This is a genomic window from Dorea sp. Marseille-P4042, assembly GCF_900290215.1.
GTDB classification, from domain to species: Bacteria; Bacillota; Clostridia; order Lachnospirales; family Lachnospiraceae; genus Dorea; species Dorea formicigenerans.
In genome coordinates, this window is the sequence record NZ_OLMI01000002.1 from 411530 (window position 1) to 427709 (window position 16180).

The 16180-nt window shown below is 35.6% G+C and carries 19 protein-coding genes and 1 pseudogene; 2 read left to right on the forward strand and 18 right to left on the reverse strand.

Features of this window, described 5'->3' with window-relative positions; all coding sequences use genetic code 11:
- Positions 1–122: 122 nt before the first annotated feature.
- Together C7E02_RS07405 and C7E02_RS07410 are read left to right on the forward strand one after the other, a co-directional pair.
- Positions 123–386, forward strand: coding sequence for a Mu transposase C-terminal domain-containing protein (locus C7E02_RS07405; protein WP_005341633.1), 264 nt, complete (start codon positions 123–125; stop codon positions 384–386).
- Positions 376–1056 (forward strand): ExeA family protein, encoded by a 681-nt coding sequence (locus C7E02_RS07410; RefSeq protein WP_105309216.1) that lies wholly within the window; start codon positions 376–378, stop codon positions 1054–1056. Before C7E02_RS07405 ends, C7E02_RS07410 begins: the two co-directional genes overlap by 11 nt.
- 286 nt (positions 1057–1342) lie before the next feature.
- On the opposite strand, the gene C7E02_RS07420 is transcribed toward C7E02_RS07410, so the two are convergent.
- From C7E02_RS07420 to C7E02_RS07500, 18 genes and pseudogenes are all read right to left on the reverse strand, one after another.
- Positions 1343–2554, reverse strand: a complete 1212-nt coding sequence (locus tag C7E02_RS07420) for an ABC transporter permease subunit (RefSeq protein WP_105309217.1) — start codon at positions 2552–2554, stop codon at positions 1343–1345.
- Position 2555: 1 nt separating this feature from the next.
- On the reverse strand, positions 2556–3431 hold the full coding sequence (locus C7E02_RS07425; RefSeq protein WP_105309218.1) for an ABC transporter ATP-binding protein: 876 nt from the start codon (positions 3429–3431) through the stop codon (positions 2556–2558).
- Positions 3415–4176 carry a hypothetical protein gene (locus C7E02_RS07430; RefSeq protein ID WP_105309219.1) on the reverse strand — a complete coding sequence of 254 codons (762 nt, stop codon included), beginning with the start codon at positions 4174–4176 and terminating at the stop codon, positions 3415–3417. The genes C7E02_RS07425 and C7E02_RS07430 overlap by 17 nt, the downstream gene beginning before the upstream one ends.
- Entirely contained in the window at positions 4166–4684 is a 519-nt protein-coding gene (locus C7E02_RS07435) for an RNA polymerase sigma factor (protein WP_055215998.1), read from the reverse strand. The genes C7E02_RS07430 and C7E02_RS07435 overlap by 11 nt, the downstream gene beginning before the upstream one ends.
- A 298-nt stretch (positions 4685–4982) precedes the next feature.
- Positions 4983–5255, reverse strand: a complete 273-nt coding sequence (locus C7E02_RS07440) for a hypothetical protein (RefSeq protein WP_005341623.1) — start codon at positions 5253–5255, stop codon at positions 4983–4985.
- A 22-nt stretch (positions 5256–5277) separates the two neighbouring features.
- The gene (locus tag C7E02_RS19685; protein ID WP_242978852.1) at positions 5278–6078 is read right to left on the reverse strand and encodes a DUF4368 domain-containing protein; all 801 of its coding nucleotides are present in this window, start codon (positions 6076–6078) and stop codon (positions 5278–5280) included.
- 39 nt (positions 6079–6117) lie between these two features.
- A pseudogene (locus tag C7E02_RS20195) lies at positions 6118–6576 on the reverse strand (recombinase family protein); the annotation flags it as partial.
- Positions 6577–6598: 22 nt separating this feature from the next.
- A complete protein-coding gene (locus tag C7E02_RS19695) occupies positions 6599–6982 on the reverse strand; it encodes a recombinase family protein (RefSeq protein WP_242978772.1) in 384 nt (127 codons plus the stop codon).
- Between the two features lie 30 nt (positions 6983–7012).
- Positions 7013–7576, reverse strand: coding sequence for a DNA topoisomerase (locus tag C7E02_RS07450; RefSeq protein ID WP_330406797.1), 564 nt, complete (start codon positions 7574–7576; stop codon positions 7013–7015).
- A gap of 718 nt (positions 7577–8294) precedes the next feature.
- Positions 8295–8585, reverse strand: coding sequence for a hypothetical protein (locus tag C7E02_RS07460; RefSeq protein ID WP_105309220.1), 291 nt, complete (start codon positions 8583–8585; stop codon positions 8295–8297).
- Between the two features lie 645 nt (positions 8586–9230).
- Positions 9231–10478 (reverse strand): tyrosine-type recombinase/integrase, encoded by a 1248-nt coding sequence (locus tag C7E02_RS07465; RefSeq protein WP_005341615.1) that lies wholly within the window; start codon positions 10476–10478, stop codon positions 9231–9233.
- 100 nt (positions 10479–10578) lie between these two features.
- Positions 10579–10761: an excisionase gene (locus C7E02_RS07470; protein ID WP_005341614.1), complete on the reverse strand. Its 183-nt coding sequence runs from the start codon at positions 10759–10761 to the stop codon at positions 10579–10581.
- A gap of 9 nt (positions 10762–10770) precedes the next feature.
- Positions 10771–11292, reverse strand: a complete 522-nt coding sequence (locus C7E02_RS07475; RefSeq protein WP_044912293.1) for a type II toxin-antitoxin system PemK/MazF family toxin — start codon at positions 11290–11292, stop codon at positions 10771–10773.
- A 588-nt stretch (positions 11293–11880) separates the two neighbouring features.
- Positions 11881–12351: an RNA polymerase sigma factor gene (locus tag C7E02_RS07480; protein ID WP_005341610.1), complete on the reverse strand. Its 471-nt coding sequence runs from the start codon at positions 12349–12351 to the stop codon at positions 11881–11883.
- A gap of 585 nt (positions 12352–12936) precedes the next feature.
- Complete coding sequence (locus C7E02_RS07485; protein WP_005341609.1) at positions 12937–13497, reverse strand: accessory gene regulator B family protein; 561 nt, start codon at positions 13495–13497, stop codon at positions 12937–12939.
- Positions 13494–13640, reverse strand: coding sequence for a cyclic lactone autoinducer peptide (locus C7E02_RS07490; protein WP_005341607.1), 147 nt, complete (start codon positions 13638–13640; stop codon positions 13494–13496). The genes C7E02_RS07485 and C7E02_RS07490 overlap by 4 nt, the downstream gene beginning before the upstream one ends.
- 531 nt (positions 13641–14171) lie before the next feature.
- Positions 14172–15371, reverse strand: a complete 1200-nt coding sequence (locus tag C7E02_RS07495; RefSeq protein ID WP_158682993.1) for a sensor histidine kinase — start codon at positions 15369–15371, stop codon at positions 14172–14174.
- A 77-nt stretch (positions 15372–15448) separates the two neighbouring features.
- Positions 15449–16180 carry a LytR/AlgR family response regulator transcription factor gene (locus C7E02_RS07500; protein ID WP_105309221.1) on the reverse strand — a complete coding sequence of 244 codons (732 nt, stop codon included), beginning with the start codon at positions 16178–16180 and terminating at the stop codon, positions 15449–15451.

Here is a 16180-nt window from a genome sequence, read left to right on the forward strand (position 1 = left end):
ATATTCGGAAACATAACACAACCATACATTCTGCTACAGGAGAAACGCCTCTTTCACGTTATCTCCACAGTGTGCATCCGATCAGAAAGCCAAAATCCCCGGAATGGCTGGATGAATGCTTTTTGAATCGTACAACCCGTAGGATATCCAGAGATGCAACATTGGAATTAGACTGCAGGTGTTATGATGCCCCAATGCAGTTGATTGGACAGAAAGTAGAAGTACGTTATCTGCCGGATGATCCAGAAAAAGTATGGGTATTCTCAGAAGGGAAAAGATATCAGGCTCGTCTGACAAATCGAATTGAAAATGGAAAAACAAAACGTGAGAATCAAGTAGCGATTGATTATAGCACAGTCCTTGGAGGTGGAAAGAATGTACACTGATTTTTATGGCTTAAGTTTTAATCCTTTTGATAAACAGATGGTAAAAGAAAAAGATGCATTTGAGTCGGAAGATTTCCGTGAAATGACAGCGCGATTAGAGTACTTGAAAGAAATCCGGGGAATCGGAGTTTTTACAGCTAGTCCAGGGATGGGGAAAACATTTGCCCTGAGATGTTTTTCGAAAGGGCTGAATCCCAACCTATACCAATGTGCATATCTATGCCTGTCAACAGTAAGTGTGCAGGAATTCTACAGGCAGTTATGCGAGGCTTTGGGATTAGAATCAGGGTTTGGAAAAAGCCAGATGTTCCGGTCGATTCAGGAGAGACTGTATTATCTATATAAAGAAAAAAGGCAGCCATTTATCTGCATTCTGGATGAAGCGCAGTATTTAAACAGTAACATCTTAAGAGACTTAAAAATGTTAATGAACCAGAAATATGATTCTGTAAACTGCTTTTCATTGATTCTTTGTGGTGAGCCTTATCTGAATCACATTTTAGAGAAGCAGGTAAATGAAGCACTGCGTCAGAGAATTGTAGTACATTATAATTTTCATGGATTGACAGATCAGGAAGTACCAGATTATATCAGAAAGAAGATTCGAGCAGCCGGAGGAAGGAAAGACATCATAGATACCGCAGCAATCAACAACCAGACATTGAGCTGATAAAGTGCAAGAAAAGAGGCATGATTGTGTCGTTGAGATGCGATTGTGCTTTTTATCTGTAAAAGTTGGCGATTATAAAGTGTCGCTCGACAGTATTCCATTCCAACGGTTTACTACAATTAAATACCACTCCTCCGAAACTGGAATACTATGTAAATTCCCTAATCGAGAAGGAAATTCGTGAAATAGATTACATAGTATCAAAAGCAAGTAAACTATGATAATTCCTCTCAACCATTTCCCTCGCAACTTATTTTTTTATCTCTTTTCTTTGCCATATTGTTATTTATGCCTTCATCCTTCTTGACCAGCTCTTTATAGCGAATGGCATACATAGAATACCAATCAAGACAGGAATTGTAATAAGTAGATATGGTGACCAGATAAGCTTCCCAAAAATACGAAAAGTATTGGTTCTAAAAATATCTGTTGAACTTCCTACCATTGGTATTAAATCTAATGCTTTTTGCATTCCATAAGGAAGATATTCTGCAATCATCATTGGTCCATATACAACAGCCAGACTAAGCAGTAAGGTAAGTACATTATTTTTTACAGCCGCTGATATAAACATAACAATTCCAGCAAAACCTATTGCTCCAAGCAATACAAAAGCATATTCATAAATTTCTGCCTGCAGCATATTCATAGGTGCAACAGCAATCAGCTTGATATTCTGAATCGGCATATCCCATCCGGCAGTTCCCATAAAAAACAACTGTGATATAACACTTGAAACAGCAAGTAATACAAATAGCTCCACTGTAAACGCTAAACCAGTAAGAATTTTGGCAAGAGCGATTTTCCCCCAACCATTTCGAGTCGTCAATACTAATGCGCTTGTATTATCATGCCATTCGCCAGCAAATAAAGAGGATAAAACAATACCGAGAAACAAAGCCATCACAACTCCCAGATCCGCAACCGTACTACCAAGAAGCGTTGACCATCCTTCTACCCACTCATAATGAAATGGTTTTTCTACCTTCCTCTCTATCTGATGTAAAAACTCTTTTTCAGCTCCTACCTGACCACTGACCTCCAAAAACTCATCAATCACCTGCTGTCTTCTTTCATAGAAGCCTGTTAACTTATCCGGATCAACATAGCTTATCATCGTTTTATAATTACTGGTATCTCGAAGCTCCGGATACAATGTTCCGAGCCAACTATTAACTATCTGCCAGTCTGTCTTTTCCAGTTCTTCCTCCATACCGTCAGCTTCCATTTGCTGATAATCACTTACTATTTGCTGCAAGGTTTCATCCGTCAATTCTCCACCAAATGAAAGTGCATATTCCTGACTATCCTTTATTACTGTATATCCATCAAAATTATTGCCAAAAGCGCTTGTATAGTCATCTGAGCTGCCAAAACCAAACCATTGAAACGAAAGTATGCTGCCAAAAATTACATAATAAACAAAACACAACAACACACATATTTTAACGATTTTCTTTCGCCATAACTTTTTATGCTCTAACCAAAATAGCTCCATTCTATTTCACTCCTTCCTTTGTAGGAAAATAAAATAAATAAAGATCTTCCAATGTAGCTTCACAAGGAACCGCTCGCTCACTAGGCATATTGTCTGAAATAATACGCAATATAATTTCTTTTCCTTCATGCCGTAAATTAGCAACCGTTGTTTTTGTCTGCCATTGTCTAGCTTCTTGTGGAGAAACAGAAAGTTCCCAAACCTTACCATTTGCCTTGTGAATCAACTCTGGAACCGTACCCTGCAATATAAATTTTCCTTTTTTCATCAATAGCACTTCATCTGCTATTGCTTCTATATCCGATACAATATGTGTGGAAAGAATCACAATTTTATCACCTGCATACTCTGAGAGCAGATTACGAAAACGGACACGCTCTTTCGGATCAAGTCCTGCAGTCGGCTCATCCAAAATCAAAATTTTCGGATTATTAAGTAACGCCTGTGCAATTCCTACTCTTTGTTTCATACCACCGGAAAAAGTTTTTACTTTTTTGTTTGCCACATGGCTTAAATCAACTACTTCCAACAATTCAGTCACACGTTTTTTTGCAACCTTCTTCGGTATTCCTTTCAGTGCTGCAATATACATTAAGAACTCCACCGCAGTATAATTTGGATAATATCCAAAATCCTGTGGTAAATAACCCAACACATTCCGGTAAAATGCCCCCATCGAAGTTACTTCTTTTCCATCCAGCAATACCTCCCCTGAGGTTGACTCCAAAATAGCACATAGCATACGCATCAATGTTGTTTTACCTGCACCGTTAGCCCCCAAAAGACCATATACTCCCGGCTTTAAGGTTGCACTAACACAATCTACCGCTATTTTCCTGCCATACTGTTTTGTTAAACGATCAAGCGACAATTCCATACATTTTTCCTTCCTTTCTCATCTCTGCAATATAATGAATTTCATTTATAAAGAACATAGCAAAAATCAAAAATGTAACAATCCACACCCCCACTGCTGATGTTTCATATAACCATGGCAATATTCTTGCTGACATACCCCAACAAATGCAGGAACCCAGCATTACAATCGCACATATCTGTAAACTCTGTTTCTTTTGCAAACGGATCAAACGTAGCAACGCAACCATACACACTAAGTACGGAACCAGGCAGTATAGGACCATCTGTCCAATCTCTTTATAAGAATTTTGCAAATAAACTTCCATACACAAAAGAATTGTTATACACACCAAATTAGCTGCCCCAGCCAAAACCAGCTTTGCTAACGTGATTTGGGCACCAGAAGCTCTTGTTACCGCTTCAATCTCGCTCATTCCATAATACTGGCTTTTAAAAATTGCTGGTATGATAGCCAATACAAACAGCGGCATAAAAATTGGTATATTCTTTGGCACGTCTGCAATGCTGGCAATTGTTAAACAAACTATAAATAACGTTACTGCCTGCAAACCAAATATTGGAATACCTTCAAAGCGAAATACATCTGAAAGATAGTGAAAGAAACCTGTCCTCGGTTCTGCCCTAGTCACTTCCTGTTCTCGTACAATTTCAGTGCAAAGCTTAATCGTTTCCTCTAATCTTTTAGGATGTACTTCCTCTCCTAAAGATTGCTTTAAATAGCCCTTCAAATTTTTATCTTTCATTTTCCTGCTCCTTTCTCATAATTTTTAAAGCATTACGAACCCTGCTTTGTGCTGTTCGCATATTGCATCCCATCACTTTTGCAATCTCTCCAAAACTAAGTTGTTCTCCAAAGCGTAGAATGACTGCCTCCCTTTGTTCTGATGATAAAAAATTCAAAAAATAGCTTATCTCTGCCCTATCCTCTAGCCGAACTATGTCGTTATACTCATGCACTATATTTTCTTCATCTTCTAATGGATAAAACTCAACTTTCCTACTTTCATCAATACATAAATGATTTGCAATCGTGTATAGATAAGCCTTAAATTTCTTTTTCCCTTTATATCCGGATAAATTCTTAAACAACTTCAAAAATGTTTCCTGAGTCAGGTCTTCTGCTTTTTCCAGATTAGAGCAATGCCACCTACAGTAACGTAAAATAGATGTATAATAGCGTTTTATCAATTCTTCTGCTACATTTTCATTTCCAAGTAGAATCTGTTCCACTAATTCGTCATCACTCAACACGCATCAGACTCCTTTCCATTGAATATCTATATATATATAATAACGGGTTATGCACTTAAAATGATTAAAAGATTCCTCATTTTTTCTTTTTTGCCCATCCTAGACACTGCGATACCCTCCTTCAAAATGTTCAAATTATGTAGCCTTTTTTCGTTTTTATGCCCTTTAATCGTATCAAAAGATATGCAAGGCATATTTCCCTGTCACTTCATCAGGAACGCCTTAAATCGTCAATTTCCTGTCAGGAAAGGCAATCAGTGTTCAAACCGATTGCCCCCTCAGATGTTGTGACACTTTCTTATTCCGTCTGTATCTGCCGGAATGCTGCTTCAAAATGTGCTAAAGCCTTATCCACAATCCAGCAGAATTTCCATTTATCCAACAAGTGATGATACAAGTCCTCTGCATTGTCGTAGTTGGAATTATTCTCAAAATATCCATCCATGTAATACTCCAGTACAATAAAGCCGAACCTAACATCATATACCACACACATATCTCCCAATTCATCCATCATACTGCGGAACAGTTCCACAACCTTTGTACACTTTCTGATTTCTTCCTGTTTCATAAGCTCTCTATCCTCCATACCCTTAACCGTTTACTGTGACTTCCTTTGATTTCTGTTCTTCCCCTGCGATACGCTTTCTCCGCTTTTCCATGTATCTGCGGTTATATTCTGCTTTTTTTGCCCTGCGTGCTTTCAGCTTTTCATGCTCTGCAATTTCTTCCGCAGTCGGTTCTTTTACAGGCAGTTCAAACTTCCCGATAAAGTTCAGGTAAATCTCCACTTCCTGTACCCTTTCTCCGCTGGAATAATCCGCTTCATGGACAAGTATCTTTTCCACAAATTCATTCAGCATGGGGGTAGTTAATTCACTGAAATCCGTATAGCGTTTCACAAGTTCTATAAATTTGTCTGCCCGGACTGTATCACTCTCATATTTTTCAATCTCGGCTTTGGCATTTTCCATAGATATTTCAATGGTGTCCTGTGCAATTTTTCGCTTTAAAGACCTTATGCTCTCTTTCTGCTTGTCTCTCGAAAAGGAATATATCCTGTTGATAAATTCCTCCTCATTGGTAATCACATAATCACTGACCGCTTTGATGGTTTCCAGCACCAGCTTTCTTACAACCTCTGTCCGGATATAATGCTGGCTGCACTGTTTGTCATAACTCTGTCTGCTTAAGTTATAGGTGGAGCAGTTATACTCATCACGACCCGGTCTGCGTTTTCCGTTTAATTCCCCTTTCCAATTTCTTGCCCTTCCTGCTCCGCCACGATGGTTGTACATTTTCGCACCGCAATCAGCACAATACAAAAGTCCCGTAAACGGATTGGCTTCGCCGACTGTATCCGTCCTGCGGACGGTCTTTCTCAGTTCCTGCACCTTATTCCACATTTCTTCAGAAACGATTGCTTCCTGTGTACTCTTGAAAATAACCCAGTCCTCTTTTGGTGTCTTTTTTGCCCTCTTATCCTTGTAGGACTCTTTCTAAGAGCGGAAATTTACGGTATGTCCCATATACTCCGGCTTGGAAAGAATATCCCTCACCGTTGCCCCACGCCACACATAAGGGGGTGCAGTATTATTGTTGGAACGGCAGGTTCCAAGTCCCCGCTTGGCAAGATAATAGGATGGACGCTCGATTTGTTCCTCCGAAAGTATCCTTGCAATCTCATAGGGTTCTTTCCCCTCCAGAGACATCCGGTATATCCTGCGTACCACCTCGGCAGCTTCTTCATCAATTACCCACTGGTTTTTATCTTCCTCACTTTTCCGGTAACCGTAAATGGCATTATTGGTGGTGTGTTTTCCCTTCATTCCCCTTGCACGAAGCACCGTAGTCACTTTCCGGCTGGAGTCACGAATGTACCACTCATTCATGATGTTTAGAAACGGGGCGAACTCACTGCTCTCTTTTCTGATTATCAACTCCGTTTGCAATCGCAATAAAGTGGACTTCCTTTTCCTTGAACATGACCTCCGTATAAAAGCCCACCTGCAGATAGTCACGCCCTATCCGGCTCATATCCTTTACAATAACTGTGCCAATGCTTCCGTCCTCAATTCCTGCTATCATTCTTTTCCAGTCCGGTCTGTCAAATGAACCGCCGGAATAACCGTCATCTGTGAAATGCTCTATGTTAGTATAGCCATTCTGTTTTGCATAATCCTCAAGCATCTTCTTCTGGTTGACGATACTGTTACTGTCCCCTACCATTTCATCATCACGAGAAAGTCTTTCGTAGAGGGCAGTAATCTTTTCATTTTCTGCTTTTTTTGTTCTCATTTTTTGTCCTTTCTTGTGCTTTTTTCTTAACTACCCTTTACAATATAAGTCCTCCGTATAGTGTTTCGGCGGTGAAGTTTTCCATTCACGGAGACTTGCTGACACAGTTTCAAAAGTCTGTCCTTCCTTCAGCACAGGGAGAGCGGCATCTTCGTTTTCTCTATGTTCCGTTTCACTCTGCCTGATACTCATACGGTGAATCCGTTCCACCTCTTTCCAGCCGGACTGTAAGATGGTCTTTCCTCTTGCTGTAAAAGTATATCCCTGGCAGTCCAACATAGCGGTGACCGCTTCAAACCGATTTGCCTGCGTTGTGGCACAAAGCAGTCTGACGGCAAGCAGGGTAAGCACGTCCCTCTCCCTGGAAGGAAGCTCTGACAGGTCTGTCCGTGCAATCTCCACAGTTGGGATGATGGCATGGTGGTCGGTCACTTTGCTGTCGTCTGTTACCCGGTCAATATCCGGCTCGCCGGCACAGCCTTTTCCGAAGGGCATATTGTCACGCAGCCACAGGATCATGGAAGCGGCAGTTGCCTGCATGCCCTTCGTCAAATACTGGCTGTCCGTTCTCGGATAGGTTGGATACCGATTCAGTAATTCTTTTCTCTTTGCACAAAAAGTCTGATATTCCTCCTGTTCTTTTTGCTAACTATAACAAGTTTCTCAGGAGAAAACGACTGTGCGATTTTCACATTCAATCTGCCAGAAACTCTCTGGCAGACTGAATCCTTTCTACCGCTCACGCTCTTTTTTCTTTTGTTCCGGTTCTATCTCCACTCCTTCTCCATCGTCCAACAAGGGCAATTACTTTACACTTAGTCATATGGCTTCCTCCTTCCTCGAAAAATTTAATAGCCAATCCTTTTTACGAGACTGGCTATGTATAAAAATGAGCATGAAAAAAGCCGACTGATTTTCAATTTGAATCAATCGGCTATGTAATATATTCTATTTTACATTTTTCAAGATATTCAATTTCTCGAAAATCTTTTTCTTCACGAAAACGTTCTGGAATATTTCCAAATATTGTCTTATAAATTTCAGCAGACCCTTCTGTATATTCTTCAACTTTATGTGTTAATTTCTTTTTACTTGCTCTTGAAATGTTTCTGATTGTCGTGGAAGCCATTCATTCATAATTTGAAATGCATTATATTTCTCCAGTCTATCAAAACATACTCCCATTGTTTCTATGATTTCTTTTATCCGCATTTTCTCTTTTGAGGGAATAATAATATACCTCTTTTTTACACATTCACTAATTCTATATTCATTATATTCTACTGGAATAAGCTTACTTTTATACCAATATTCATGTGCGTGTAAGTGCAGCATCATCAACCAAACCATTTAAATATAACTGTTCCCATGAAATTAACTGTTCATCATTTTCATCAACGACTATCTTATAAACTTTAACATCTAGCGTATCTTCTTGAAAATACTTATATATCTCCAATGCACGCAAACATTGAATAATACTTGGTGCCAAACATATTCTATTTGTTTTAACTTCTTCCCCTATAGAAGTATCTCCTGGTATTCGTGGAATCAGTATTTCCTGTGTTGGCTTATTAAATAATGTTACATGATATAAAATCAATTCTATTCCCCTTTTTACTACTAGATGGTTCTTTATGCAAATAATCGAAAATCTGTGTCCTCATTATAATCTCTCTTTTTTAATATTTCAATTTATTATTTTCCACGATAGCTTATGAAAAGTTGGGGAATCCTTCGCTATCATACATCAAAAGTTGGGGAAATATTGGGTAATTACACTACTCCCCAACTTTTACCCAATTCCATGCATAAATAGCGATAATTTACGATAAGTCAAAATTTATTCCCCAATACGCAAAAAAACCTTGAATCATCCCATTTTCATAGGAAATTCAAGGTTTTTCGTTGATTTACATGATAATCATACGGTTCAAATTCTTATGCGAACTGTAAGATTATGCGTTCATCTGATTTGCGACTTTTGGATTACATTCCAGCTATGATTTGCGAACTTCTGAATTTAGATTCCTGCCTGTATTACTACCTATATATAATACAGCTATGTATTTATCACCACTTTCAAGGAATTTCTCTTTCTAGCTTATTGACGATTTCCTGTGTTCCCCAATTTTTTAAGTTGGGGAATGATTCTGAGCATTTGTTGCTTGATTTCAATTTCATTTTTTCTTATTTGGGGAATCCTTTTTATAAAGTTGGGGAGTATTTTCGCACCCCAACTTTATAATCAGCAGTGACTCATAGCCGAAATTCTAGCCCTTCGAATTTCTTCATTATAATATTCTTCCGGTGTCTGTGTCTTCGCCACTCCAAATTTCTTAATTTCTTCTTCCATTATATTATCCAAGACATGTGTATAAATGTTTAATGTGATGCTGATACTCGAATGTCCCATCAACCTCTGGACAACCTTCGGTTCCATTTTCTTTTCAAAGCATCTTGTAGCAAACGTATGTCGTAAACTATGTGGGTGAAAGTCCCTGATCTCTCTGGGTTCTCTATTTTCTTGTACTGCCAGAACTCCTTCTTTTTCTCTCATTCTCTTTAAAGCCTTTTTTATTTCTTTCTCTACAACATATCTGACGCAGGGACTTCCCATGCCTGTTGTAAATACCAAATCTTTTAAATCATCCGTACTTCTCCAGCGACTGCCCAGTTCCTCTTTTAGCTTATTCTGTTTTTTCTTCTGAGCTTTTAATATTTCTTCCATTTCTCCTAAAAACGGAATCTCTCTGATTGAATTTACCGTTTTAGGAGTTACAAGCATCATTCTCTTTTCTCCATTATAATAACTACAACTCAAGGAACGTCTGACGTGAACTACTTTCTTTTTAAAATCTATATCGCTCCATTTCATTCCACCAAGTTCTCCAACTCGGACACCTGTCAGACACATGAAATAAAACATTTCTTTATACCAGCTATCCTCCATCTCACTCAGGAAATTGTCCTGTTCTTCCTGGGTTAATGCAATTTCTTCTTTTGATTGTTTAAATGTCCATGGTACTTCTACAATCAAACATGGATTTACTTTAATCAATTGGTTTCCTAATGCAAAATCTAAGCATTCTCTTAAACGCCCCAATGCTTCTCGCATTGCACTGTGCGATACATGATTCTGTTCCATTGCATTTAATGCTCTCTGAACATCCAACGGTTTAATATCTTTCAACTTCATTGAACCAATATAAAAACCAAATGTTCTTTTGAAATTATTTTTCATCGGTGCAATACTCGTTTCCTTCACCCGGTGTTGCTTTACCTCTGAAAACCATTCTTCAAACCACTCATTCAATGTGATTCTGGTTTTTCTATAATCCAATGTATCCCTGGCATTTTCTTTTGCCTTTTCAAATTCTTCCATCAGTTCATTTAGATCTGTTCCATATAAATTGATTCTAATTCCGTTTACAACCGCTCTTGCTTCATATGAACCGTTCTTCTCTCTAACTCCTCTTGGTAATGCTTTTGCCATAATTATTTCCTCCTGAAAAACTCCTTATCTGTTGCTCCTTCAAATTACCATTCATAAACGTGCAAAACAAACATGCGAATTTTTGTTTCGCATTCTTGACTTACTTTCTGACCTGTGCCAACAGCCATTTATCCAGTAAGAGCTTATGTGCATAATTGCGATTGCCAATTTTAACAACAAATATTTTTTCATTTTCCTTCATCAATTCTCTAGTTTTTGTCATCCCAAGATTCAAGTAGGCTGCCGTTTCTTCTACATTCAATAGTACCTTTTCTTGCTCCATATACTACCCTCACACTTTCTTCTTTCCTATATAATAGTCATATCCTTTTCTGACATTGCAAAACATACATGTATCCTTATATCGCTGTTCTGGATTCACTCGTCGGATATAGTGCTCCGGCACATCATAAAAATTGCCTGCACATATTCTGCACAGGCTCACGACTAACGGTTTTTCAATTATCTTCGGTATCCCGGTACTTCTTCGGATTGCTTTATTGATTTTCTCCATTTCAGTACGATCTAAGGTACACACATAATTTTCCAACCGTCTTTTATCTAAAGTTCTAAGCTGCTCCAACAGCACTACAGAATCCTTTTCCAAACCTTCCATTTCCGGGACTGCAATGTGTGTCGGCAGTTTCATTTTTTCTTTACTAGTAATTGCTGCCACGATCACTGTCGGACTGTATTTATTTCCTATATTATTCTGAATCACCAGCACCGGACGATAACCGCCCTGTTCACTTCCAAATACAGGATCAAGGTCGGCGTGATAAATATCCCCACGCCTGACGTTTCTATCTTCCATCTTTGCTTTATCTCCTCTCGTCTTTCTAACTGTTGTTATCCCTAAATATGTAAAATACAAGCCTATTTGTCCCCGACACCCCGACTTGTAATAGGGAAATCATCAGACGGCTGACTGCTAATCAGCTCCACAGGATTTTATTTAAAATAAATATATGGGATTTTTCCTCTCCAGGGATCTCCTGAAGCTGCCCTCACTTGTTGCGGCATCAAAGAAATATTTTATATACACGACTTTATGACCGGACAGGAGTATCATTATACCTGTTGTCTGTCATCGCTCTGTCAGAAGCAATCTGACAGTTATAACCAAATATTTTTTCGCTCAACAGTCCGGGTAATACAAACTGAAACCAAAAGGAAGTATACGGGTGGGATTTCGCTGTCTTTACCCAGACTTTGTCATGGCGTATCTGTTAATGTAGCTTACGCTCATCACGATAACAACAGGAATGTGTCTGATGAATGGATATGTATTTGTCAAGGTTCAGTCTGTCCTAAAACTTCTTGAAAATAAAAAGAAGAAACAGACGGATCAGAATATTTCTCCTTCCATCTGTTTCCTCACTTAGACGCTATTTTTCCCCCATCAATTTAAAATTTTTTTCAAATTTTCAATTGCTGCTTTTACGGACTTTGCTACTCTCCGAAAAGAGCATCCTTCCTCCTGCGCAATTTGTTCATAAGTCATTTCTTCAAAATAGTATTTAATCAAGCGTCTTCTTTGAATTTCTGACAACTTCTGAATTGCATTATGTAGCCGTTCCTCCTCCAGTTTCTTCAGAACAGTATCTTCTACACTTTCCTCTTTCTCGATTGCTCTTTCATATAAACTGGAATCCCGGACTTCTGACTGTTCCAGATGCCTATCCACAACATTCATATGTGACAAATCCTGCAATTCAAAGCTATTAAACTCATCGTACAGTGTTCTTTCTATTTCTATACAATTCTGTATTTCTTCATTACTTTTAAATGAAATATAATATTTTCCATTCTTCTCACAGATTTCATATGGATTGTATTTATCTTTTCTTCTTTTTGGCCTTCTGCTTTCCATGTCCTTTCCTCCGATCTGAATTTTTAGTTCAGACCAATGGTGGAGCACGAATACAAAAATTATTCTTGGTCCGTAATTGTTCATTCCAAACAATTAGATAGTAAAAAACGCTCTGATAGACATAAATCTTCAGAACGTTCTCATAATTTAATATTAAATTTTTATCGCATACTTTAAATATTAAATATAACTCATGCTTTCTTACATAAACAGTCACATATACTAAAGCGTAATCTATGTATCACCTCTTTCCACGCATCTTGTAAGATTGAATATGAGCACTACCAAAAGTCTTTCATTAATTAAAACCCATTTTCTCTCTAACTTACTCAAAGAAAAACGCACACAAAAAAAACTTTGAATACTACGTTTTTTTATATGTTGTATTCAAAGTTTTTTTCAAAAGGAGTTATTTCATATTTATTTTAATATATTATTATTTCATCCAAAACACTAATCATTAACTATACTCCCTCTCTTCGTTATTCATCAATGAGATAACACAAATATTTTACCGTATATCAACGTATACCAAAAACTAGCTTTGAAATTTCAATAAAGTGTCTTTTAATTTACCGCTTTATGCTACAAATCACTAATTTTCCCAAGAAACATTGACACCGTTATCCCAATTAACCCATATGCTATTACTGAACAATACATTAACTTATTTTTTAAAAGAAATAACATATTTATCAAATTTATAATAATTATTCTTTTTTCTATTTTCTTTTTGAAATACGCAAGCTCCTCTTCATCTAATACACCAATTGGCTTTGTATACAAAATATAAACTGAAAATATTGTGTCAATAGCCATGCTTACTCTGCATGATAAAATTTTTGATTTAGAAAGTAATAATATGGTAATAATTACTATATTAGAACATATATAGCACTGATAAAACTTTTTTAAATGAATGCCTCCACTATATGATCTAAGCAATAAAAATATTCCCAAAAGCATAATGCATTCCCAAAACATATTTAAGAAATATGCAATTGTAATACATGATACACTGCAAATTAAAACTTCCAGTATTGTTTGAAATCCATATTTAAGTATGACATACTCATCTTTCCCATTATATTTTTCGCTATTTTTTATTACAAAACAAGCAAGTATATCAGCCATTTTATTTATCAAAATCTTCTCAGCCTTCTTAATTCGTCAGGTTTTTCTTCTTGATGATAAATAAATACACAATTCTGATTAGCTATTGTAACACTCATAACCATTGCACATATTGCCAATATTTTTGATATGTTCTTTTTCATTTTGTTTTTCATTGCTCTTCCTCCATAAGTTTGCAATTAATTTTCCAATCTGGTTATTATTATAAGTTTTTTTTCTTCTTTTATAGCTTCATGTAACAATTAGGTTAATTTACGTAATTTTTTCCAATACTACTCAAAATTAATTAAAGTATTATTTTAATTTCTCCTAAATCCCATTCGAATACAATTATTTTTAGGTTATAATTTTCTCCTGTCACGAATTAATATTTTTTGTCCCTATACACCACAAATGTATGATTGTTCTAGCAGCACTTTGAAGCACCTGGCTGTAAATTTGAAAGCTGCTAGCTACAAATGCAGCCTTTGCTTTATATATTTTTTATAGAGACCACTAATGACCCACTAAAGTAGCCTCTGATTCTGACACCCAATGAATCTATAAGGATTCTAAGTAATCAGGCAAAATCAAAATACTTTATTCCTCCGAAACTATAGCTCTTACTTTACACCGGACAAAGCAGACATCTTTATCTCACCATAGCATTTACATCCATACTATATTTCAACATGAATTAATAATTTTTACTCATAATTATGCATTTCATCACATTTTTCATTCAATTCTGCTATAAACACAAAATAATTAGTATCATATTCTATATTTTCGAATCCATCATACTTTTCTAACACTCTTTTCACCAAAGTTAGCCCTATACCATGCCCCATCTTATTCTTTTTCGTAGATACAAATAAATTTTTCGTATTTTTTATAATCTTTTCTGAATGTGAATTTTTAACTCCTATATGTAATTTATGTTTTTTATAAATTATTGAAATAATCAATTCTCTTTCTTCTGATTTGCTTGCCGCTACAACTGCATTATCTAATATATTTCCTAGTAAAATACATAAATCAGCATCATCTATATATATTTTTTCAGGAACTATAACATTTATTTTATATTTAATTTTATTTTCTTTTATTTCTGTATAATGAGAGTTAATCATTGTATCTATTATGAAATTTCCACTGTTAACTAGCCGTGGAACTGAATAATGAATATCTAAATCTTTTAAATATCCTAATATATCCATATTTTGATTATTGCGAGCCATTCTTTGAATTACCAAAAAATGATTTTTCATATCATGTATTAATGCTCTCGTTTCTTCATATTCTTCCTTCGATTTTATTTCCTGAGTAAAAAATCGAATATTTTCTTTATAAATAATATTTTCTTGTTCTAAAACAAATCGCTTTTGTAAACTATCGTATATATTAACAATCAACATATTTAAAGGCAAAAAAAGACCACTCGCTATCATAGCTTCTAATACTATTTGATTATTACTCTGATTTTCTACCAATTTAAATATAAAATATATAATTCCAATACTACATAACGGAAAAATCATCAATATCCACCAATATTCCGGAACCTCTTCAATCTGTTTTCTCTCTACTGTCAATCTCTTTATTAAAACAATAAAAAAAAGCATAAGCATTTTTGATAATATTGATCCCTGTATTTCCGGTAATACAAAATATGTATGAGTCATCATTGAGAAATATCCTATAAATATTTCAGCAATCGCCCATATAATCAACAAAGATATTACAACCACTATTTTTTCTTGTTTCTTTCCTTTATATCCAATAAAACTAATTAGCAAAATACAAAAAAAATTTATCAATAAATTAAAAAAAGGAATTTTACTATTGGTTTCTAAAAGTATAGAACACACAAGACAAATTCCCACAAATATTTTCTGATTTTTCATTATTTTTTCTTCTAAAAAAATGCTCAAATAATTTCTAATAATTATTACTGAAATTATTCCTAAAAAAAACATTATAATCATATTATTTTTAAAATATCCTTTCGAATATATTCTCCATACTGTATTTGTATTCTTTTTTGCTGATCTTCACTTATTGGAATATAAATTTGTCCTTCTAAAATTAAATTCGTATATTTCCACCCAATAATATATTCACAGTTTACTAAAAACGATTGATGCGTTCGCATAAATTTAATCTCTGATTTTTTTAAATATGATTCTAAATCATTTAATTTCCCATAATATTCCAAAACTGTTCCATCAATTTTATGTATTAATACTTTTCTTCTGTTGCTTTCAAAATAAATAACATTTTTTAATTTCACTTTATTTATTTGTCTATTATACTTATACAGCAAATAACTGTCTTCTTTATTAACTGTATCTATAGCTTCTAGAAAATATTGCGTAAATTTTATTTTATCAATGGGGTTATCTAAAAATCTAAATGCACCAACTTCAAACAATTCTCTAAAATACTTTTCATAATTCGAAATATAAATTATAAGAAAATCATTTTTCAATTCACGTATTCTTTTTGCTGTGGTAATCCCATTTTGTTTCATTTCAATGTCCAAAAAAACCAAATCAAATTTTACACCCTTCACAATATCATTTTCTATGCTACTGCCATCATAATATGCCTCCACTTCCACTTTTAACCTCTTTTCGGTAGCAATATCATATATTAACCGTTCTAATTCTGCCACTGTATATTTATCATCGTCACATATTCCTATGTTTACCAT